This window comes from Chryseobacterium paludis (genome assembly GCF_025403485.1).
In the GTDB taxonomy this organism is placed as follows: domain Bacteria; phylum Bacteroidota; class Bacteroidia; order Flavobacteriales; family Weeksellaceae; genus Chryseobacterium; species Chryseobacterium paludis.
In genome coordinates, this window is the sequence record NZ_CP099966.1 from 4,761,485 (window position 1) to 4,783,099 (window position 21,615).

General features: G+C 34.1%; 14 protein-coding genes. 8 read left to right on the top strand and 6 right to left on the bottom strand.

The window, feature by feature from the left end; translation table 11 throughout:
- Positions 1-109 precede the first annotated feature (109 nt).
- From NG806_RS21680 to NG806_RS21700, 5 genes are all read left to right on the top strand, one after another.
- Positions 110-676, top strand: coding sequence for a YceI family protein (locus NG806_RS21680; protein WP_261511309.1), 567 nt, complete (start codon positions 110-112; stop codon positions 674-676).
- A gap of 78 nt (positions 677-754) precedes the next feature.
- Entirely contained in the window at positions 755-1,381 is a 627-nt protein-coding gene (locus NG806_RS21685; protein WP_214826502.1) for a YceI family protein, read from the top strand.
- Between the two features lie 73 nt (positions 1,382-1,454).
- Positions 1,455-2,096: an alpha/beta hydrolase family protein gene (locus tag NG806_RS21690; RefSeq protein WP_261511310.1), complete on the top strand. Its 642-nt coding sequence runs from the start codon at positions 1,455-1,457 to the stop codon at positions 2,094-2,096.
- 107 nt (positions 2,097-2,203) lie between these two features.
- A complete protein-coding gene (locus NG806_RS21695; protein WP_214826499.1) occupies positions 2,204-3,550 on the top strand; it encodes an ammonium transporter in 1,347 nt (448 codons plus the stop codon).
- 95 nt (positions 3,551-3,645) lie between these two features.
- The gene (locus NG806_RS21700; protein ID WP_261511311.1) at positions 3,646-5,064 is read left to right on the top strand and encodes an L-serine ammonia-lyase; all 1,419 of its coding nucleotides are present in this window, start codon (positions 3,646-3,648) and stop codon (positions 5,062-5,064) included.
- 309 nt (positions 5,065-5,373) lie between these two features.
- On the opposite strand, the gene NG806_RS21705 is transcribed toward NG806_RS21700, so the two are convergent.
- From NG806_RS21705 to NG806_RS21730, 6 genes are all read right to left on the bottom strand, one after another.
- On the bottom strand, positions 5,374-6,219 hold the full coding sequence (locus NG806_RS21705; protein ID WP_261511312.1) for a prephenate dehydrogenase: 846 nt from the start codon (positions 6,217-6,219) through the stop codon (positions 5,374-5,376).
- A gap of 338 nt (positions 6,220-6,557) precedes the next feature.
- Positions 6,558-7,373, bottom strand: coding sequence for a hypothetical protein (locus tag NG806_RS21710; protein ID WP_261511313.1), 816 nt, complete (start codon positions 7,371-7,373; stop codon positions 6,558-6,560).
- A gap of 66 nt (positions 7,374-7,439) precedes the next feature.
- The gene (locus NG806_RS21715) at positions 7,440-8,306 is read right to left on the bottom strand and encodes a hypothetical protein (protein ID WP_261511314.1); all 867 of its coding nucleotides are present in this window, start codon (positions 8,304-8,306) and stop codon (positions 7,440-7,442) included.
- A 5-nt stretch (positions 8,307-8,311) separates the two neighbouring features.
- Positions 8,312-10,927 carry a hypothetical protein gene (locus NG806_RS21720; protein WP_261511315.1) on the bottom strand — a complete coding sequence of 872 codons (2,616 nt, stop codon included), beginning with the start codon at positions 10,925-10,927 and terminating at the stop codon, positions 8,312-8,314.
- A 17-nt stretch (positions 10,928-10,944) separates the two neighbouring features.
- Positions 10,945-11,727, bottom strand: coding sequence for a DUF4280 domain-containing protein (locus tag NG806_RS21725; RefSeq protein ID WP_261511316.1), 783 nt, complete (start codon positions 11,725-11,727; stop codon positions 10,945-10,947).
- Positions 11,724-12,743: a LysM peptidoglycan-binding domain-containing protein gene (locus NG806_RS21730; protein WP_261511317.1), complete on the bottom strand. Its 1,020-nt coding sequence runs from the start codon at positions 12,741-12,743 to the stop codon at positions 11,724-11,726. The genes NG806_RS21725 and NG806_RS21730 overlap by 4 nt, the downstream gene beginning before the upstream one ends.
- Before the next feature lie 263 nt (positions 12,744-13,006).
- Between NG806_RS21730 and NG806_RS21735 the strand changes: the two genes are divergently transcribed.
- Genes NG806_RS21735 through NG806_RS21745 form a run of 3 tightly spaced genes read left to right on the top strand, consistent with a single transcriptional unit; the run spans position 13,007 to position 21,612 of the window.
- Entirely contained in the window at positions 13,007-14,536 is a 1,530-nt protein-coding gene (locus NG806_RS21735) for a T9SS type A sorting domain-containing protein (RefSeq protein WP_261511318.1), read from the top strand.
- 2 nt (positions 14,537-14,538) lie between these two features.
- The gene (locus NG806_RS21740) at positions 14,539-18,003 is read left to right on the top strand and encodes a hypothetical protein (protein WP_261511319.1); all 3,465 of its coding nucleotides are present in this window, start codon (positions 14,539-14,541) and stop codon (positions 18,001-18,003) included.
- Between the two features lie 6 nt (positions 18,004-18,009).
- Entirely contained in the window at positions 18,010-21,612 is a 3,603-nt protein-coding gene (locus tag NG806_RS21745) for an RHS repeat-associated core domain-containing protein (RefSeq protein WP_261511320.1), read from the top strand.
- Positions 21,613-21,615 lie beyond the last annotated feature (3 nt).

Sequence of the window (21,615 nt, forward strand, 5' to 3'; positions counted from 1 at the left end):
TGATATTATTCATGAAAATAATTGATTTTATTGATCTACATCAATAAAATCTATCGAATAAGATAGCTACATTTGTATCGTTAAATAAACAATTAAATAACTTTATTCAATGAAAAAAATATTATTATTAGCGGTTTTAGCTAGTGGATTGGTTTTCGGACAATCAAAAAAAGTAGTAGCATCTGATGTACACTGGTGGGGATACAAAGTAGCAAAGTCTGAGGCTAGTTCTCACGATGGTACTGTAAAAGTGAAGTCAGGAAATCTGGTAATGAAAGGAAATAACCTTGTAGGTGGATCTTTTGTTCTTGATATGACTTCTATTACTTCCACAGATCTTACCGGAGAATATCAGACTAAATTAAATGGTCACCTTAAAACAGGAGATTTCTTTGAGGTTGAAAAATATCCTACAGCTGCTTTTAAAATTACTTCTGTAAAGAAAAACGATGACAAAGTATATAACTCTTTAGTAACTGGAGATCTTACAGTAAAAGGAAAAACAAACAGTATTTCTTTCCCTGCAAAAATTGCTTACAGCAAAGGAGTAGCAAGTTTAGTATCTAACAAATTCTCTTTCGACAGACAAAAATTTGATATTGCTTACAAATCAACAATGCAAGATGTTTTTGTGAAAGATGACATTGATATGCTTGTAAAAGTGACTGCTAAATAATTTAATCAAAAAAAGATTGTTAAAAGTGTAGAAGTTCTACACTTTTTTTTATTTTTGTTGAATTGTAAATAAAAAAGAATGAAAAGATTACTATTGTTTGCTATGATGTGTGTGAGCATATCATTTGTTTCTGCTCAAAGAAAATTTGATAAGGTTTCTAAAGTTACTTCTTCTGAGATAAGATGGACTGGCTATAAGGTTGTAAAAACCGTGGCATCATCACATTCGGGTACCGTAAAACTGAAAAGCGGAAAATTCAATTTTGATAAAACAGTTTTGGTAGATGGTGAATTTGTAATTGATATGAGAAGTTTGATGGCTGGAGATGTTTCCGATGAGGATCAGATCAAGCTAACCAACGATCTTAAGAGTACTAATTTCTTTGAAGTTAAAAAATTCCCGATCGCTCTATTTCATTTAACCAAAATTATTCCTTTGGCAAACAGTGAGTACAATTCAACAGTATATGGAGATTTTACATTAAAAGGGGTTAGAAAGACAATTACTTTCCCGGCTAATGTTTATGTTACTCAGTTTACTGTTGTTGTAGAGTCTGCTAAGTTCTCGCTAAACAGAAGAGACTTTAAAGTATTCTATCAGTCTTCATTAAAAGATTATTTCATTAAAGACGAAATGGACATTCAGTTCAAAGTTTCTACTGAGAAATTGGATAACGATAACAGAATTCCTGTAAAGAAAAAATAAAAGGAATTACTTTTAACAATAAATTAGATATGGGCAGCTTTAAATAGTTGCCCATATTTTTTATTTTAGCAATATGAAAATTTACATAGTAAGCGGACTCGGTGCAGATTTTAAAGTGTTGGAAAAATTACAGTTTCCAGATCACCTTGAAGTGGTGTTTATTGATTGGCTGATCCCGGGACTGAATGAGAGTTTTCTGGAGTATATCAACAGAATGGCATCTAAGATTAATGATTCTGAACCTTTTTACCTTTTAGGGTATTCGTTTGGTGGAATCATGGTACAGGAGATCAATAAAATAAAGCCTGCTGAAAAAGTAGTGATCCTGGGAAGTATAAAATCTGATAAAGAAAAATCCAAATTAATAAAAGCAGGACAGATTACCGGAATCCCCAAGATTCTGCCGGTTCGTTTCTTTAATGAAAGGAGCGCAACGGCTTACTCTGTTATGAGAAAATTTTTCGATCCTAAGAACCCGAAGGTGTTACAGTATTTCAGAGTTAAAGATCCTTATTACCTAAAATGGTCTATAGAAAAGATATCAGATTGGAGTTTTGAAGAAAATCCTGATGTAATTCAGATATTGGGAGATCGAGATATTGTTTTTCCTGTGAAAAACTCAAAACCCAATTATATCATCAAAGGTGGGACGCACCTTTTTCCAGCCACAAAACCTAAAGAAGTTTCAAAAATTCTAAATGAAATATTTCAGTGAAATATTATTATTTTGATTTTATCTTAAAATATTTAGGGGTATTTTTGTTTTAAAATATGTTTTTATAAAATTTATCTCTATTTTTGATAGGGTTAAAATTAAATTTTATGAAAATTGGTTTAAAATGGAAGATCTCCTTTGCTGTGATCACAATTGTAGCGATTGGAGGTTTATTCTGGACTCCGGCAGCAGATCTGCCTAATTCAGGTGAATTTTTAAGCGAGGATAAAATCGTTGGCGCCGATGTCGCATGGATCTTAGCAGCCGCAGGTCTCGTCTTGCTTATGACGCCGGGATTATCATTCTTCTATGGTGGAATGGTAGGTAAGAAGAATGTTATTTCGACCATGCTGCAAAGTTTTATTGCTTTAGGAGTAATTTCTATTTTATGGGTGGTCGTTGGATTTTCGTTATCATTTGGTGATTCTCTGGGTTTTGAAATGAATGGAGAACATTATGGATTAATAGGTAATCCTTTAAGCTATCCATTTTTCAACCATGTCGGTGTTTTACCGCATAAGGCTATGGCTTCTACAATACCGTTTATTCTGTTTGCCTTATTTCAGATGAAATTTGCTGTTATAACCCCCGCGCTGATTACCGGTTCTTTTGCAGAAAGGGTGCGTTTTATTTCCTATCTGTTGTTCATGGTTCTTTTCAGCATCTGTATTTACACCCCACTTTGTCATATGGTCTGGCATCCAGATGGCCTTTTGAATAAATATTTTGGTGTCAAAGATTTTGCGGGTGGAACAGTCGTTCATATGAGTGCCGGATTTGCGGCATTAGCTGGTGCGATGGTTGTTGGAAACAGGAAGAATCCTCATCACGAACCTTCTAATATTCCTTATGTTCTCTTAGGTACAGGAATGCTTTGGTTCGGATGGTTTGGGTTCAATGCGGGATCTGCTTTAGGAGCTAATGCGACAGCTGCCACAGCCTTTGGAACCACTACCATAGCATCTGCTTCAGCAATGATGACCTGGATATTTTTTGACAGGATCAATGGAAGGAGTGTTTCTGCATTAGGAGCATGTATTGGTGCAGTAGTAGGATTGGTAGCCATTACACCTGGTTGTGGTTTCGTCTCCATTTCGGAAAGTCTTTTCATAGGTTTTATAGCTGCGATCGTTTCCAATATGATGATGAACTGGAAAAAACTCAAAAAGATCGATGATACACTGGATGTGTTTGCCTGCCATGGAGTAGGGGGAATCATGGGAATGATCTTAACAGCTATTTTTGCTCATGGTGAAAATGCCAGTCTTCTGCATGGTGGTATTGAGGTTTTCGCCCATCATATGATGGCTCTGGTTTTGGTTTCTGCATTTGCCTTTTTTGGATCTTTAATGTTGTATAAGATTACAGATATGATCATTACTTTAAGAGTATCAGAAGAATCGGAAAATATAGGTCTGGATATCTCTCAGCATGAAGAGAGTTTGAAGTGGTAGAAGGTGTTTAAATATTTATTTAATCCTTAGCTGAAGAGAAGTAAGATAAAGATTTATCATGTATCTTTGTTATGAGGAAAAATGATGAATCTTTTATGGAATCAATATCAGTATTTGAAATTATTAAAGTAGGGATAGGTCCGTCGAGTTCGCACACGATGGGACCTTGGAATGCAGCTTCTGCATTTATCAGAATTATAAAAAGGGAAAGATCAATCGCAGAGGTGAAGGAAGTTTTCCTTGAATTTTTTGGGTCTTTAGCGAAAACCGGGATTGGACATGGAACAGATATCGCCGGAATGCTGGGACTAAATGGTGAAGATTTTAAGACCATCAATACTTCAAAAATTGATGAAAAAATAGAGAAAATAAAAAAAGACCAGATTATTAACCTGGGTGGAGAAAAAGAAATTCCTTTTATCTATGGCTATCATTTGATTTTAAATATGCAGAAATCTCTGGATTTCCATCCCAACGGAATGATTTTTAGAGCTGTTTTTGAAGATGGAACCGAGCTTGTTCAGGATTTTTATTCTGTAGGTGGTGGGTTTATTGCAAGTCAGGAAAAAAACTCTATAGAAAAACACTGTATCCGAACGCTGTACCCATGTCATCATGGTTCAGATATTATAAAATATTGTGAAAAGTTGGGATTTCAGAAGTTTTCAGATCTGATCCTGATCAATGAAGAAAGCTGGAGAACTCAGGAGGAAACAAGACAAGAGGCACTGAATATCTGGAAACAGATCAAAGAATGCGTCTATAAAGGAGTAAACAAAGAAGGAATTTTGCCGGGTGGTTTAAATGTTACCAGAAGGGCAGCCGGGATCAACAGAAAACTTTTAGGAGATAAGATCTATAAAAATATCGATGAATGGTTTCAGCAGGTAGTTGACGCCGAAGAAAACTTTACCAATATCAATAAATGGATCGCCTGTTTTGCATTAGCCGTGAATGAGGAGAATGCGAGCTTCGGAAGAATTATCACAGCTCCTACGAATGGAGCAAGTGGTGTTATTCCTGCTGTTTTAATGTATGCTCAGGCTTTTACCCCTTTTACAAGTGAGGATGATATTGTAAGATTCCTATTGGTTGCCGGAGAGATCGGAACCTTATTTAAAAAGAATGCCACTATTTCCGCTGCAATGGGTGGATGTCAGGCTGAGGTAGGCGTTTCTTCTGCAATGGCAGCAGCGGGCTTAACTGAGATCTTGGGCGGAAGCATAGGCCAGGTATTGATGGCTGCTGAAATAGCAATGGAACATCATTTAGGTTTAACCTGTGACCCTATCAAAGGACTGGTACAGATTCCGTGTATTGAAAGAAATACAATGGGTGCTATGAAAGCCATTACTGCAGCCAATATCGCTCTTGAAAGTGATCCTGCAAAAGCAAAAGTAACTTTAGATGAAGTTATTCAGACCATGTGGGAAACCGCACAATCGATGAGTGACCGATTTAAGGAAACTTCTGAAGGTGGATTGGCTATTGCAGTGAATGTTCCTGAATGCTAGGTATATATATTGCTATTTTTCTCTGTCATTCCGACGAAGGAAGAATCTCAATAAATTATAAAATTAACATTTAGTAATTCCTTTTCTTTTGTCTTGAAACAAAAGAAACAAAAATTCAAGACTGGAAACTACGACTAAAAATAAGATTCTATTCTCTAAAAACTCTAAAACTCGTGCGGATTTTAAGTATGTTTATTATTAACTATTTATCCCGCACTCAGACAGTAGAATTTTTTATACGTTCATAGAATTTATTTTTTTAACGTCTCCGCTTCCTAGGTCGTTATTTAAAAATATAAAATAAGAGGATTACTTATCAAGTATTCCTCTTATTTTATTAGCATTGGAAATTAATTCCGTCAAATATTCATAATTCTCTTTTTCTAACGCGGCTTTAAACTTTCGGAGCTGAGAGATATGTTCATTAAGGACATCCAGTACATTTTCTTTATTCTGCTCGAAAATAGGAACCCACATTTCAGGATGTGATTTTGCCAATCTTACGGTACTGGAGAAGCCTGAACTCGCCAGCTGAAAAATGGTATCTTCCTCTCTTTCTTTCTCTAAAACCGTATTAGCCAAAGCATAAGACGTAATATGGGAGATATGGGAGATATAAGCAGTATGTACATCATGATCTTCAGCATTCATATAGATGAGGTGCATATCAAGACCCGCTACAATTTTTTGAACAAGCTCCAAAGCATCGGCTGCTGATTCTTCTTTATTGCAGATCACCCCGGCTTTTCCTGAAAAACTCTCGGCAATAGCGGATTTTGGACCACTATTCTCGGTACCCCACATCGGGTGAAAAGCTACAAATCTTGATCTTTTCGGATGGTCTTTTACACCATTCACAATTCCGGCCTTTGTAGATCCGGCATCCATTACGGTTTGATCATCAGAGATCAGATCCAAAACTGCAGGTAGGAGCTTTCTTGCCGAATCCACAGGAATAGCTATGATAACAAGATCTGAGTTTTTAATACCATACTCCAGATCTACCTTTGCATCAATGATCTTTAAGCTTAAGGCTTCATCAAGATGCCTGCTGCTGTTATCTATTCCATATATAAAATCAGCAATCCCTTTTTCTCTTAGTTTTAAAGCGATAGAACCTCCAATGAGTCCTACACCAATAATACTTATTTTCATCTTTTTAATATTTAAAATAAAAAACCCCGTCCTAGGACGAGGTTGTATATCATTTATAAGAATCCCTATCCCAGATCTGAGCTAAATATTCTATAGTAGTATGTTCCGTTATTTGTAATCACGAAGCGAAGGTATAAAATATTTTTTAAATGATAAATATGATTTTTATGTAAAGTGACTGAATGTTGAGTTTCACTTCAAATAATGACCCTCTACTTATTCTTCCCCAGAACTTGCAGATAGCTTTCGAAAATGCCGGTCAGTTTTTCTTTAGATTCACTAGACGATTGCAAATTTTCTTTTTCTTTTGAAGCTATTTTGGAATTAGAATTCTGATATCACTTTATTACATTAATTATTTTACTATTAATCATTTTGTTATAATCTCCTTCAAAAAGATTATTATCATATTTCTTATAAAAATCAAGCTTATTTGTTGAAAATATATAATACGAAAGACCATTCTTTGAAAATTGTTTGCCATCAAGATAATTTGGATAATTTTTATAATCTGAATCTTTTTCAATAAAATATTTACTTGGGATTTTAACTGAAATACTATCTTTCAATTCGTAAATCTTTAATATGTCAGAATAATTAATATTAGATTCTTCATATTCAGGTTTCCAGTACATCACTCTTTGACCTACCGGATACAAAATTTTATTCTTATATAAGTAAATTTTCCAACCAAAGTGATTGTCCCCGTCAATTGGAAAGAAAATAATATGATTTTTAGATTTACTAGAAAAATATATCAAAGGTGTAGATGTCTTCATATCTTCATTATTAATTTTTCGAATGATAGCTTTTTCTATATCTTTAAAAGAAATGGTAACAAGCTCGTATTTATTATTACCATTTCCTTCTAATACAGTATTTGATATTTTAATGTTATAGCACTTTAATGTATAATTTGGAGAATCAGATTTTTCTGGCTCACAATTGATTTTAATTAACTCAAATGGTTCTTTCTGTAATACTTGATTAATTTGATCAGCTTGTTTTGTCTTTCTGTATATTTTTTTAATGGCCAATTTTTCAAAACGTTCTGATGTTTCAGTCTGTTTTTTCTCATCTTTATCTTGTCCTTTACAAAATTGTAAAGGATTAAATACTAAAACGGAAATAATTAAGTATAAAAATTTATGCATTACTTTTCTTATAGTGATAAGTGTAAAGTGTTTTTATTTTAGTAATATAATACAATAAAAATATTTTCAATTTTTAAATTTCTTGAAAATATAGGGTGACTTTACTTTGATCCGTATTGCATTGCTCAAATTTTCTGACTCTGTAATATCATCAGATATACCATAAAATTTCTTTCCATTTTTATATAAAGTTAAAACTGGGCTAATGTTAATTCTATTCATTTCTTTTGGTTGTTTATCTGTATTATTAGTTTTCTCAAATAGACTTATCGTGTCTCCGGTGATTTTATAATTACATTTATAATTAATATATAATCCCCCTGGAGACTCTGTAGGGAATTCTGATTCCATTCTTTTATCACTTTCAAAAGTTATTTCATCTGCTTTTATGGTCAGTTTATACCAACCTACTCTTTTTATAATAGAAGCATATGATTCCATTTTTTCTATATCTGTATTTAAATATACACCATGCCATGCATTTAAGCTCTTTTGAATTTTAGAGGAATCATCAAAAAACAAAGTATATTCTTTTTTAAAATTAACTAAGTCTACATTTTTAAATTTTTTATTCTTGTATAATATTGAATACCAGCTACTATTAAATTTTGGGATAGTTTTTATTTTAAACCTATCTATATAAGCTATTGTTATGTTTTCATATTGGTTTGAATATTTTCCATGTAACGAATCCATAAATTCTATTGCATTGGCATAGTAGTAATTGGCATCATCTGCGATAATGTAAAAATCTTCTCCATGTTTTTTTTTCAATTCTTCAATTCTTTTGCTACTAGGTAATATAAACAAAACAGTGTTCTCTTTTAATAATAGAGTGTCTTTATTTGTAAGACTGATTTTGTCTACATTTTTTTTACAAGAAATTGGAAAAAAAAATATTGATATGAATATTATTATAAATATATTTTTCATAAATATTATTGTTTTATTTCGATGTGATAACAGCGATTTTCATCTAGTACTTTATACGCTTTTAAAGTAATCTCGTACTTGAAATCTTTTGGATTACTCATCGTTTGAGCTACGTCAAATACATTCATTATTTCTGGATCTTCACAATGTTTAGACACGGTTGTCGCTCCCAATTCACGTATTTTAACTTCCATCTCTTTAATTGTTTCTTGCTTATTTTTGTTTTTTGATATCTCATAAATATCCAATACTTTTTGTCCTGGAACTTTATAAATTTTTCTTTGTTCTTTTATTCCTGTCTTTGCTATATTCTCGTACATAACTCTCGCTTGGCTGTATGGATCTCGTGCTGTGCTTGTAATTGTTATAATAAAATTTTTAGTTTTTTCTCCTACTTCTTGTAAAATACGTAATGATTTTTCGCTAATTACAGATTCATCTGCGTTACTTCCAAATTTGATTATTACTTTTGATGTACCTTGATGTTTTGAATTTAACTTTTTTCTCGATATACATTCATCAACGCGAAATATAAATTTCATTGAATCTTCTTCCTTAATGGTATATGACTTTTTTGAGGTATCATCATCTATATACCATTTTCCACCAAGAAGATAAGCGATTCTTTTTGTTTTTGATTTTGTAGCACTATTAATAATTTTGATAACTTCTAAACATACATCTTTGGTTAAACCTTTTTTAGCAGGAATATACATTTTATGAAAATGCCAGTCACCAAGACCAGATAATAAGGCTTCTGTTGGTGTGAATTTAGAATTGTATTTTCTACCTGATTTAATACTTAAAATGTTCTTACCTAAAACAAAATTGACATGTTTTTCTACATTGATGTAATTATTTTTTCCAGTAATTTGGAGCATTCCTCTACCTCTGTATCTCCAACCTTCATTAAAAACTTCGCTTAAGTTTTTATTATCTTCTGGAGCAACATTTCCCAAATCTTTAGCTTTTGGATTTAGTCCATAAATAAAATTAGCAATCTTAATTTGTCTTTCTATTGATAAAGAACCCTCATTCTCTTTTCTCCCCAAATCTCTAGCCATTTCGATTCCGTTTTTATTTCCAAATAGATATCTGGAGGAAACATTTTTTAATCCAGTATTTAGTAATCCACTTATAGAGTAGTTCATACTTTCACCATCAATAGCTGGAGATAAGGAATCTGTACTTTCTTGTTTTGCTTGTGCAAAAAAATGTGCCTTTAAGGTACAAGTATTGATATTAAATTTATCACAATATAGATTAAATGAGCTAACAATTTCTGTGATTAATTTCTGATTTAGTGCGTACGGAAATACTGCTTTTAGCTCTTTTTCTGTAAGTTTTTTGCATCGTGGGCATTCTCCATCTTTATTTTTTTCCAGACTTTGTTGATTTTGTACAATTATTGGACTATTTCCTGTATCCAGTAGCTTCGGTTCTTCGAGTAACCCCACATCAATAATCTGTGATTTTGTAGAGATACTATGAAAGATTACTTCTGCAAAAATTTCCTGCCACCTTCCGGTCCAGTATTCACAGCTCTCTGGATTTTTTGGATCTTTACCTACTTCACCTATTTTACGCATTTCATCAGTTAGAGTAATTAGTACTTCTTGCTTATCTGCGTTAAAAATATGGGTATTATTGTATACCAGATCATTGTCTCCGGTGTTATCATGTTCCCAGAGTTTGAGAGTGTATTTTTTTCCAATAACATCTTTACCTTCTATAATGAGTTTTATGGTTTCTCCGAAGTTCGGTTTTCTGGAAAAAGCTTTCCCGTTTTTATCTACGAGTTTTATGTTGTGGATATTTCCTTTTTGGTCAGGCTTATTATTTGTTGAATTTGGGTTAGTAGATCCTTTAGGGGTTTCAGGTTTGGGTTGAGGCTTTTTAACGGATAGGGGAGGAACTTTGTATTGTGGATTATTGGTATTTACGTTATCGGAAGCTTGTATCTTTCCATTGTATTCTGCGGTTACGTAATATTCCTGATATTTTTTATTGTCCTCTCTTTTAAGGGATAACGTTACAAAAGTTGGTATTAGATTGAAATTCCAACGGGCATAGCCTTTAGTATCGACCAAAATAGGTGGGGATTTAATAATCAGTTTGTTCTTTTTACTGTGACCATTACCTTTTTCATAATTTTCCCAAAGCCCTAAATTAATGAATTGTCCCTCTAAGTTTTTGCAATGTGCAATAGCACGAAGTCTATCCCTATAACTTAGTGGTTTGGTCACTCTCGAGCCGTCTTGGTAAGTAATTTTCACCCCTGTAATGGCTTTTTCTTTTGACAACTTTTCGTTGCTTAGCTGAGGCTGAACGATAATAGCCATTGGTTCTTTACCTTCAGGTCTATGCAGGTAGCCTTCTACTTTGAAAGTAAATTGATGACTTTTTCTTCCAAAAGTAAATTCACCGATTCCTCTTTTTTTGATACCCGTTGTTATAAATCTGCCATCTTTATTTTTCCTGAATAACTCCCAGACGATCATTGATTCTTTGCGATCGGAGGAAGGGGTATCAGGATACCATTCTGTAACTTTGTACAAAGTTTTATCTCCTGTTTTAGGTTTACTGTTGCCCGTGATTTTATAAACTCCTTTTTTAGCCATACCAGTTTGTATTAAAGTTACCAAGCATCGGCTTCATTTTCTTCCATTTCCTCTTTGAATTCATCAAAATTAACCACAGGATTGTAGATTTGTTGCTCTAGGCACTGGGCATTACCGATCTGAATATTGGTTACCTCACTCTGTTGCCCATGTTTAAAAATACTTATCTTTCCTCCTGTACAGCACGTTAATTCAGAAATTTCAGTAAGGCAGCTTTTCCCCATTATTTTCACTTTTTCATATGTTTTCTGCCATTTTCCTGAAGGGATATAGGTGCAAGGTAAATATCCTCCAGAAGTTGGTTTTAATTTACATTGTCCAAATGGCTGTACACTAGGATCAAATTGCAGGTCATCTTCTGTAACAGCAAGATAATCGGCTTTACCTTCCGAATCATTCCAGTAGTGTTTTTGGTGGCTGGTTACTTTAAATTTTGGAAATTTAAAACCCTGATTGCATTGAACCAGTCCTTTTTGTACAATAAAATATTTGCTTTCATGAGAACTCTCTTTCTTTTCATCTTTTTCTAATGTCGTTTTTTCTTGTCCCGGATCATTATAGCGGCTATTCATATGATTAACAAGAAATGGAGAATTGTTTTTTACCCTTTTACTTTCTTCTAACAGGAACTGCGGATCTTGGGGGATGAGAATACTTTTACCGGGAATAGGTTCCTGCATGATATCTTCCTGACGGCAATAAAGATTATGGTAGGTCTTTAATGTTCCTTCATTCTTGATTTTGAATAGTTTTGAAAGCGAACTGAAAGTATCACCTTTCCGGATAACATAATTTTTCATACGATTTGTGTTAGAATTAGATTGTGTTTTTGATATAGTATTCCTTCATGAGAGATCACCATAGTAGATTCTGCTTCAAGTAGGTTTTTATTTATTTTGTCGGTTTTATACTTTATGCATATTTCTGCATTTAAAGCTTCCTGGGAGTCTCTGTCGGGATCTCTTACTCCTCGTTTTAATTCCTGTAAACTGTAAGATTCTTGTAAATTTCCTTTAATCATTGTTTCTACAAAATCAGGATGATTATGATCTGTTTCAGTTTTTAATACAAATGGAACGGAAAATGAATTTTGGAAGAGATAAAAATTCTCTATCCAGGAATTTTTTCGATGGAACCAATCCATTTTTGGAAATAAGGTTTGAAAAAGAAAAGTGGATTGGAGTTGCTTAAAAAAATACTTTTCATCACAAATAGATTTTTCAAAAGAATCGATATAAATTTTCGAAGCTTCACCGGTATAAAACTCTTCTAAATCAAAACGTAGGTCTTTGAACCTCTTAAGAATCTGATCATAATCATGAAATCCTGCTATTTTCCCTGTAGGTGTTAAAATGATGGAAATAGGAGAGATGTTTCGCATACAAGCCAGAGAAAGATCACTCATTTTATCATCAGGTGATTCCCCATTGGTTTTAAAATCTTGTCGATCAAAATTTACAATCTGATATTCATTAAATTTATCAATCCCTAGATTTACAATATAATTTATGAAAAAAAACTTTTTAAATGGATCTTCAATGGTTTCCTGAGCAGCATATTTCTTAGAATAAAAGGAATCAAACAATTCTAAATATGGAAGCTCATTCTTTCTATCACTTTCTTTTTGATTTTCTGTTTTAAAATGAAGTGGGATAAGAAGAAAATCAACATAATTGAGATTGGAAAACCAGATAACATCCATTTTTTCGCAATGGGTATTATGGAACAGCTTAAGTTCCTCTTCAGTAATGCCTAACCGAAGGGATATAGAGTTGAGTGTATCACCATTTTGTATTTTGTATTTTAAAAATTCCATTTCTTTTGAAAATGAATTCGAATAAATCTATAAAAAAAAATTAAAATGGATTTTTGGATGATTATAATAAGCTTTTGTATTGCTGCAGAATTATTTCCTTATAAAGATTTATAATACGACAATTTTTGTCGCATTAGAGGGATAACTTTGTAAAAATGAAAGAGATGAGGCTCATTATTTTTAATGATTTTTTTTTGCTGTGACGTAAAAAGAGTATTTTTGCGGAATTATAAAATAAAACTAAAACTCATTAAACATAAGGCATGAAAAAACTCTATATGAGTGCACTTTCACTGTGCATCATGGGCGTATCTGCCCAGCAGGTCATTTGGCAAAAGGATATTAAATCCAGTACACAGGATTTCCTGAGCCAGGTGACAACAACGATAGACCAGCAGTATTTAATTACTGGAAGTGCAATTCAGGCATCTAAAACAGAAGGTGAACAAAATAATGGGTACGATTTTCATTTGGTGAAACTGAATCAGCAGGGAGATCAGGTTTGGGAGAAATACTTTGCAGGAAATAATCATGATTATCTTTCTTCAACTGTAACAACGCAGGATGGAGGATCGCTTATTTCAGGAACCACTTTTTCTGGAAAATCATTAGACAAAAAAGAAGATTCTAAAGGTGGATCAGACATTTGGCTCATTAGAATCAATGAATTTGGCGATGAATTGTGGCAAAAGACTTTAGGAACGAGTGCTGATGAAGAAGCAAGATCAGTTATCCAAACTACTGATTTAGGTTTCTTTGTAGCAGGTAATGTACAAAACTCTGCTAAAGGTTATGGTTCAAAAGATGTCTTGATTATAAAACTTGACAAAAATGGAAAAGAACTGTCACAATCTGTATTTGGTGGAAGAGGAAATGACGAAGTTGAAAAGATGATACCAACTCGTGACGGTGGAGCTTTGTTAGGAATCTATTCCAGAAGTAGTGCTGGAGGTTCAAAACAAACTGAAAACTTTGGTGAAGGTGATTTTTGGATTATAAAACTTTCAAAAGAAGGAAAAGTAGAATGGGAAAAGAACTTTGGAGGAAAAGGAGATGATCATTTGAGAACACTGGCTCTAACTTCAAATGGATATATCATTGGTGGAGAATCAAGATCTGAAAGATCAGGAAATAAAACTGTAGGAATTGAAGAAGGAACTGATGTTTGGTTAATTTCTTTAAATGAAAGAGGTGATGAGCAGTGGCAGAAATCTTACAATTTTAAGAATAGAGATGTTTTAATGGGAATTAGTGTGATTCATTCTGCAGATGATAAAACAAAAGGAATTCTATTAGGTGGTTATACCCAGGCGGAGGGAAGAATAGAAGCTGATGATGAGAAATTCTGGATGCTATATCTGGATCAAAACGGAAATGAACAGTGGAGGAAACATGTGGAAGGGGAATCCAGAAAGAGAGAGGAAAGGTTATCTGATATTAAGCTCAACAGAGATGGCTCAATCATACTTGCAGGAACAAGTGCAGAAGAATTAGGAAAGGAGAACTGGAAGATTATCAAACTAGGTGACAAACAATTGGATCAGTTAATAGAGAAACAAGATATTAAAATTTATCCAAATCCGGTTTCTGATTATGCGTATGTAGAAATTGGTTTTGACTTTAAAGACGCAGATATCACATTATATGATATGGGTGGAAGACAATTACAGAGTTTGAAAACGAAGAATAAAGTAACGAAGATCAATACTCAGGCATTGATCCAGGGAGCATATTTGATAGTCATCAAAACGGATACTAATAAAACAGCGAATGCTAAACTGATTAAGAAATAACTATGAAAAATTATATAAAAAAAACTTTACCTATCCTATTAAGTTTTTTATCCATTTCTTTTTATGCACAGGATTATAACAGTTTGTTCTCTTCAAAAGGGGCAGCAGACGGGACTGATGCTTTTAATATTGTTCCTCCTTCTCCCGAATCATTTTTCAGGACGCAATTTGGAAACCTAAACTTTAATGAATTTAAGGGATCCCCAAACATCCAAATCCCAATACATGAACTAAAAAACGGAAGTTTAAAGCTTCCCGTTTCTTTAAATTATTCTAAAGTAGGGGTGAAGGTGAATGATATTCCTAATAGTGTAGGAATGAACTGGATCTTAGAGACTGGTGGTATCATTACCAGAACCATATATGACCTTACAGATGAGCTTGCATCACAAAGATTAGTTCTCAGTCAGACGGAGTTAGGTAATTTATCTTCTCAGGCCGGAGCTCAGGATCTGGGAGTTTATTCCCATGATATATCAACCTCAATAGATAATGAAATTGATGTATTTAATTATTCAATTCCGGGATATAGTGGAAGCTTTTATTTAGATAAAACCTTCAAACCTGTACTTCTGACTCAGGATTATAATCTTAAACTTGAAGCTGTAGATAATAACTTTAAAGTAAGTAACGCCTTTACCATTACTACCTATGACGGAACAAAATATACTTTTGGTGGAGTGGGAGCTACAGAAAAGACATTTGTAAGACTGCAGGGAAATCGCAGTGGGATCACCAGCTTTTATTTAAAAACAATTGAAGATGTTTTGCATAATAAAATTGAATTTAATTATAATCAGGCGAATTCAAAAATAATTCCATTAGGTGAACAGGAAACAGGACAGTTGGAGTCCTCAGCCACAGCCTCAGGAACAATAGATGTAGCACCATCTGGCGCAGGCATTGGGACTTCTGGTAAAGTACTTAATGTAGTTGAAGCTAAATTTCTTGATAAAATTACTGCTGGAGATGAAATTATCCAATTCAATTACATTATAGAAACAAACAGTCCTTTTCAAAAGTTGGGGAACATAGTTATTTCTCAAAAAGGGGTTAATATCAAGAAAATGTCCTTCGATTATCTTAATAGCGCTGGGGCAACAGTCAGTGAAAAAAGATTTTTCCTGACATCTGTTAAAGAATATGCCATCCATAGCAATGTAGATACTTTTGTCAATGAGTATACTTTAGACTATAATAATGCATTAGATCTTCCTAAAAGACTATCCAGAAGTGTTGATTATCTTGGATACTTTAATGGTAAAAATAATACAGCATTATTACCTAATCTGAAATTATTTGGAGAGCAGTATGCCCTTTTTAATATGAATGGTAATTATGCAGACCGCAGAGTTAACTTTGGTTATGCGCAATTTGGAACCCTGAAATCTATTACTTATCCTACAAAAGGAAAGACGATGTTCGAATATGAGTCAATAGAGGCTAAAATTCCCATCAATTATATTGGTGATTGTGTCATTGGAAATACAAATTATTTAAATCTTCCTTTGGTTTTCGAACAAGATTGGCTCCCATTAACCAATGAATCAACATTTACCCACCATGTTTCAACGATAGATGGAAATAGTGTCAATGCTCAAATTACTTTGATGCTTCATTCTGACAAGGAAATAAATCAACCCAACAAAGCAAATGCATTATTTGAAATTACAGATCTGGCAACCAATCAAGTGGTCTTTAGTAAAACGATCACTGTAATAAAAATGATCCAGGATATAACCAATACATATACTTTCACATTAGCCAATAACAAATCTTACAAATTCAATTTTAAAGTAAAAGATATTTGTTATGAATGTAACGGAAATGCACATATAGAATATCCGAATGTCTGGCAAAGAGTAGAAGACTCTAATATCAGGCTAAAAAGACAGTATGATGTTTCTGAGACCGGAACGATCAATATTAAAAGACTGTATTATACAAATTATCAAAATATTAATAATTTTGATGTTCTTAGTGCGCCTTTACATCCTGGATTTAAGTCCTATGTATATAATCAGGTACAAGGGACTACTACATTACCGCCGCCAAATGACTGTGCTACTTGTTTTTCTACCATGTATGAAACGCTTTTTCATTCAGATATTCAAAGCACAAGAATGGGTTCGGTTTTACAGGATGGAGAAGAGACTTATATTGATCTTAATGATCCTGTATATCCCTTGGTTACAATTAGCTATGGGGGAGATAACTTTGAAAAAGGAGGAGAAGAAAAGATATTTGATATGAAGGCTTATACAGTTCTTAATACTATTCCTTTCAGGTTGCCAAATGTAAGCGGAATGGCTAACAGTCAAATAGATAATTCAAGCATTTTAAATTTATTATCCGGGTCAGCTGAAAATACCCTGTATAAGCAGTTACCATTAGGTAATATTCAGGGGAAATTAATTTCACACCGTATATTTAATAATAAAAACGGGACTTTATTTGTAAAGAACAGTGTTAAAAATGATTACACTGCAACAATGGGAAATACGGTTTATAGTGTTGCCGGTATTCAGCTTTATCCATATGTAACCCTGCCTCCAGGAGTAAATGCGTCTACCTCATTAGATAATATGTACATTGGAGCTTATAGATTTCCAACGTATTCTTCTTTCCTGAATTCAAGTAAAACTACAGAATATTTAGAAGATGTGCCTCTGAATGTTACAGATGATACTTCTTATAAAAAATTGATTACAACTACAAATTACGTATATGACAGTTTAGATAAGCAGCTTTCAAAAAGCACCACGCAGACCACTGATGGTAGTGTTCAGGAAACAACTTATTTGTATGCACGTGAAAAAAGCAATCAAAAGTTGATTGATGCCAATATGATTGGTATTCCTTTAGAAACTATAGCAGTTCAAAAGCAAAATACAGGAGATTCCGGAAAAGTAGTTTCCAGATCAGAAACAAAGTATGATGCCCTTAATAGTTGGCTTCCAAGTTCTGTACTGTCCTACGATATGTTAAATAGTACGCCTTCCACAGAAATTACTTATGACTGGTACGATGGAAAAGGACATATCATGCAGTATACTCCAAAAAATGGAATTCCGGTTACTATAATCTGGGGATATGGTAGTACCCAGCCTATTGCTAAAATAGAGGGAATTGCCTATAGAGATCTACTTAGTATTGCTCAGGCTAATGTTACACAGATTATGACGGCTTCAGATTCAGATCTAATTAATTCGGCTACTGAACCTGCACTGATAACCGCATTGGATAATTTCAGAAAGAACGCTGATTTGTCAGCTTATCAAATTACAACCTATACGTATGATCCATTGATCGGAGTTACCAGTATCACTCCACCTTCGGGAATCAGAGAAGTCTATATCTATGACACAGCCAATCGATTAAAAGAAATCCGTCAACAGGAAAAAGACAGTTCTGGAAATATGGTATATAAGGTGGTTAAAGAGTTCAAATACAATTATAAAAACTAAGACACGATGAAAAAAATACTCATTCCAATAGGAGCTTTGCTAATGAGTGGACTGGTCCATGCGCAGCTTTCTCCTACAGAAAACTATATATATTCAAAAACCTATCTGGATTATAACGGAACTCAGCCCTCAAAATTTTCAGAAACTGTTCAGTATTTTGATGGATTGGGAAGACCTAAACAGGTAGTTAATATCAAAGCATCTCCGACGGGAAAAGATTTAGTAACCCCTATTTTATATGATGGTTTTGGAAGACAGACCAGAGATTATCTTCCTGTTCCTCAGCAGTCAACTACTGGCGGAGCCATATACAGTCAGACTCCAGGTTTGATTGATTTCCCTGTAGGTGATCCTTCCGGAATGTATCCGGGAGAAAAGGCTTTTTCTGAGAAAAAGCTTGAAGAGTCGCCTTTAGACCGACTACTGGAACAAAAACAGGTTGGAACTGCATGGAATGATAAACCTGTCAGATTTGAATATGGCACAAATGTGGCATCAGAGGTTAAAAAGTATGTAACCGTAACAACCCCAGCCAATGGTACTACATCTTCAGCAATAGGCTCAACTACGGCTACCTATGGTGCTAATCAATTATACAAAACTACGGTTACTGATGAAGATGGAAACAAAACCATAGAGTTCAAAAATGGAAAAGGACAGGTTTTATTAGTGAGGAAAGTAATTAATGCTAGTGAAAGTGCAGACACATATTATGTTTATAATGAATATAATCAATTGGCTTTTGTCATTCCCCCAAAAGCATCTGTAGTTGCTAATGTAAATACTGTATTAGGTAGTCTATGCTATATTTACAGGTATGACGGAAGAAATAGGCTTGCGCTTAAAAAATTGCCTGGAAAAACCTGGGAATATATGGTGTATGATAAACAGGACAGGGTTATCATGACTCAGGATGCTGTAATGGGAGCCAATAAACAGTGGCTTTTCACCAAGTATGACCAGTTCGGAAGGCCAGCTTATACCGGAATATATACCTCAACACAAGCTTATGGGCTTGTAGGAAGAGAAGTGGAACAGACAAAGGCAGATGCAGCAGGCAGTAACAATGTAGCTAGAACCGCTTCTGTAGGATTTAATGTTGGTGGACGTGGGGTATATTATGACAACACCGCTTCTACAAGCTATCCTAATTCCATTACTTCGCTTTTAAGTATTAATTATTACGATACCTATCCTGTATATGGATTTAATCCAACATTTCCGACCAATATTTTAGGAATCCCTGTAATGACAGATAATTCGACAGGAAACTCTGTAAGTACAAAAAGTCTTCCTGTGATGAGTATGGTAAGAAATATCGAAGATACTAACTGGACCAGCAATTATACCTACTATGATAACAAAGGAAGAGCCATAGGAACTCATTCTGTTAATCACTTAGGTGGGTACACAAGAACAGAAACTGAACTGGATTTTGCCGGGATAGCTAAGAGAACTAATACAACGCACCTAAGAAAGCTTGGTGAAATAGGGGTCAGCATACAGGAGCGTTTTGTTTATGATGCTCAAAACAGGTTAAAGCAACATTACCATCAGGTGAATAGCGGAGCTGAAGAGCTTCTGACAGATAATTCTTACAATGAGCTATCACAGCTGAATAACAAAAAAGTAGGAAACAATCTTCAAAGTATAGATTATAGCTACAACATAAGAGGCTGGTTGACCGATATCAATAAAAACCAGATGTCGGTAGCCAATCTGGAAGGGAAACTGTTTTCTTATAAAATTAAATACAACCAGAAAGAAGGGGTTACCAACCCTGATTCGGTATTGTTTCCCGGTAAAAATGTTGAGGCTAAATACAATGGAAACATTGCCGAAGTAGATTGGAGAGCCGTGGAAGCAATTGGAGCTAATCCGTCACTTACACCCAAAAGATATGGTTATGTTTATGATAAGCTAAACCGACTAACGGCAGGTTATTATCAAAATCCAAATAACCCCAACAGTAAAGAAAATACAGAATCTTTAACCTATGATTTGAATGGAAACATTACCAATCTTTACAGAACCTCTGTATTGCAAGGGACAATCGCCACAAAAATTGATGATTTAGAATATACTTATCTAGGAAATCAGGCAATATCAATTAAAGACAACAGTGGTAACAGTACCGGTTATGAGGGTACTGCTGGTCTTCCGATCACTTATGATCTAAATGGTAATATGCAAACGATGGCTGATAAATCTATTTCAGGCATTGCATACAACCATTTAAATTTACCTGATCAACTGGCAATAGATAAAGGGACACAAGTTGCCGAAATTTCCACCAAATACAGTGCTAACGGAATGAAGTTGAGGAAAGAAAACTATACCTCTTCTTCAGGAGTTGCAGGGACAACATGGTCAAAAGTAGTTACAGATTATCTTGATGGATTCCAGTATGTGAATCAAACCAGCTCAGGAGGAGGTAGTGGTGGTGGAAGTACCGAGATGATGATGGATAAACTTGAAACATCAAGAGCTTTGGAAATGGAAGCTTATTCTGTAGAACCAGTAAGTGCTATGGTTGGTTTAGAATCAAAGAATCCTGAGCTTCAGTTTTTCCCAACAGCAGAAGGATTTTATGATTATACAAAAGATCAGTATATTTACCAGTATAAAGATCATTTAGGAAATGTAAGAATAAGTTTCGGAAGAAACAGCGCAGGTGCTCTTGAGATTACAGATGCTAATGATTATTACCCATTTGGGATGAATCATTTAAAAACAGGAAATTCTTTCTTTAGTCCGAGTGCTTATAAAAACTATAAGTACAATGGCAAGGAGCTACAAGAGACGAGTATGTATGATTATGGAGCAAGGATGTACATGGCGGACATTGGTAGATGGGGTGTGGTAGATCCGCTAGCAGAAATATACCCTTCAACAAGTCCATTTAATTACTGTAATAATAACCCCATTATGTTTATTGATCCTACTGGAATGACAATAGAAGATCCTGATGATCTAGTGAAAAAACAGAAAGAGATGTTAAAGGATACAAATAGTGCAATTCAACAATTTGTTAAAAGTGGGGGTATGGATGCTGATTTGGGAAATAAATTAATTTCTTTTAATGAAAAAGTTCTTGGAGAGATTTCAAGTCTAGAAAAGTCTGACCAGGTTTATAATGTTTCAGATGTTGGTACGGGGGAGAGTGGAATGTCATATGATGCTAGTAATGCTAAGGTAATTATAAAATCCGAAAATGATTATGGATTACTTGGACATGAATTAAAACATGCATACCAATTTGAAAAAGGAGAAACATCACTTGCAATTGATAACAAAAGCTATGGCAGTTTATATGATGTTAGTGATGAAACAGAAGCATACAATAGGGAGAGATATCATAAATCCGGTAGAGATTATATTGAAAAATCAAGTACATATGTTTGGAAGAACTCGGATGTACTAAAATTTGGTACTACAATGACTCCTCCGGCATATCAAACTTTACCAGCAGGTCCAATAAGTATTAACTCTAAAGAAGGTAAGGAATTAATAAAAAGAACAATAGAAGCTGGTAAATTAGGAGTTCCTGCTAAAGAAGTATATAAAGGATGGCAAAAAGACTATCAAAAAGGAAGTGAAAAAAAATAATGT

What these genes read in the sequence shown, in the direction of transcription:
- NG806_RS21680 (WP_261511309.1), top strand. Translation starts at nt 110, where the DNA reads ATGAAAAAAATATTATTATTAGCGGTTTTAGCTAGTGGATTGGTTTTC.
- NG806_RS21685 (WP_214826502.1), top strand. Translation starts at nt 755, where the DNA reads ATGAAAAGATTACTATTGTTTGCTATGATGTGTGTGAGCATATCATTT.
- NG806_RS21690 (WP_261511310.1), top strand. Translation starts at nt 1,455, where the DNA reads ATGAAAATTTACATAGTAAGCGGACTCGGTGCAGATTTTAAAGTGTTG.
- NG806_RS21695 (WP_214826499.1), top strand. Translation starts at nt 2,204, where the DNA reads ATGAAAATTGGTTTAAAATGGAAGATCTCCTTTGCTGTGATCACAATT.
- NG806_RS21700 (WP_261511311.1), top strand. Translation starts at nt 3,646, where the DNA reads ATGGAATCAATATCAGTATTTGAAATTATTAAAGTAGGGATAGGTCCG.
- NG806_RS21705 (WP_261511312.1), bottom strand. Translation starts at nt 6,219, where the DNA reads ATGAAAATAAGTATTATTGGTGTAGGACTCATTGGAGGTTCTATCGCT.
- NG806_RS21710 (WP_261511313.1), bottom strand. Translation starts at nt 7,373, where the DNA reads ATGCATAAATTTTTATACTTAATTATTTCCGTTTTAGTATTTAATCCT.
- NG806_RS21715 (WP_261511314.1), bottom strand. Translation starts at nt 8,306, where the DNA reads ATGAAAAATATATTTATAATAATATTCATATCAATATTTTTTTTTCCA.
- NG806_RS21720 (WP_261511315.1), bottom strand. Translation starts at nt 10,927, where the DNA reads ATGGCTAAAAAAGGAGTTTATAAAATCACGGGCAACAGTAAACCTAAA.
- NG806_RS21725 (WP_261511316.1), bottom strand. Translation starts at nt 11,727, where the DNA reads ATGAAAAATTATGTTATCCGGAAAGGTGATACTTTCAGTTCGCTTTCA.
- NG806_RS21730 (WP_261511317.1), bottom strand. Translation starts at nt 12,743, where the DNA reads ATGGAATTTTTAAAATACAAAATACAAAATGGTGATACACTCAACTCT.
- NG806_RS21735 (WP_261511318.1), top strand. Translation starts at nt 13,007, where the DNA reads ATGAAAAAACTCTATATGAGTGCACTTTCACTGTGCATCATGGGCGTA.
- NG806_RS21740 (WP_261511319.1), top strand. Translation starts at nt 14,539, where the DNA reads ATGAAAAATTATATAAAAAAAACTTTACCTATCCTATTAAGTTTTTTA.
- NG806_RS21745 (WP_261511320.1), top strand. Translation starts at nt 18,010, where the DNA reads ATGAAAAAAATACTCATTCCAATAGGAGCTTTGCTAATGAGTGGACTG.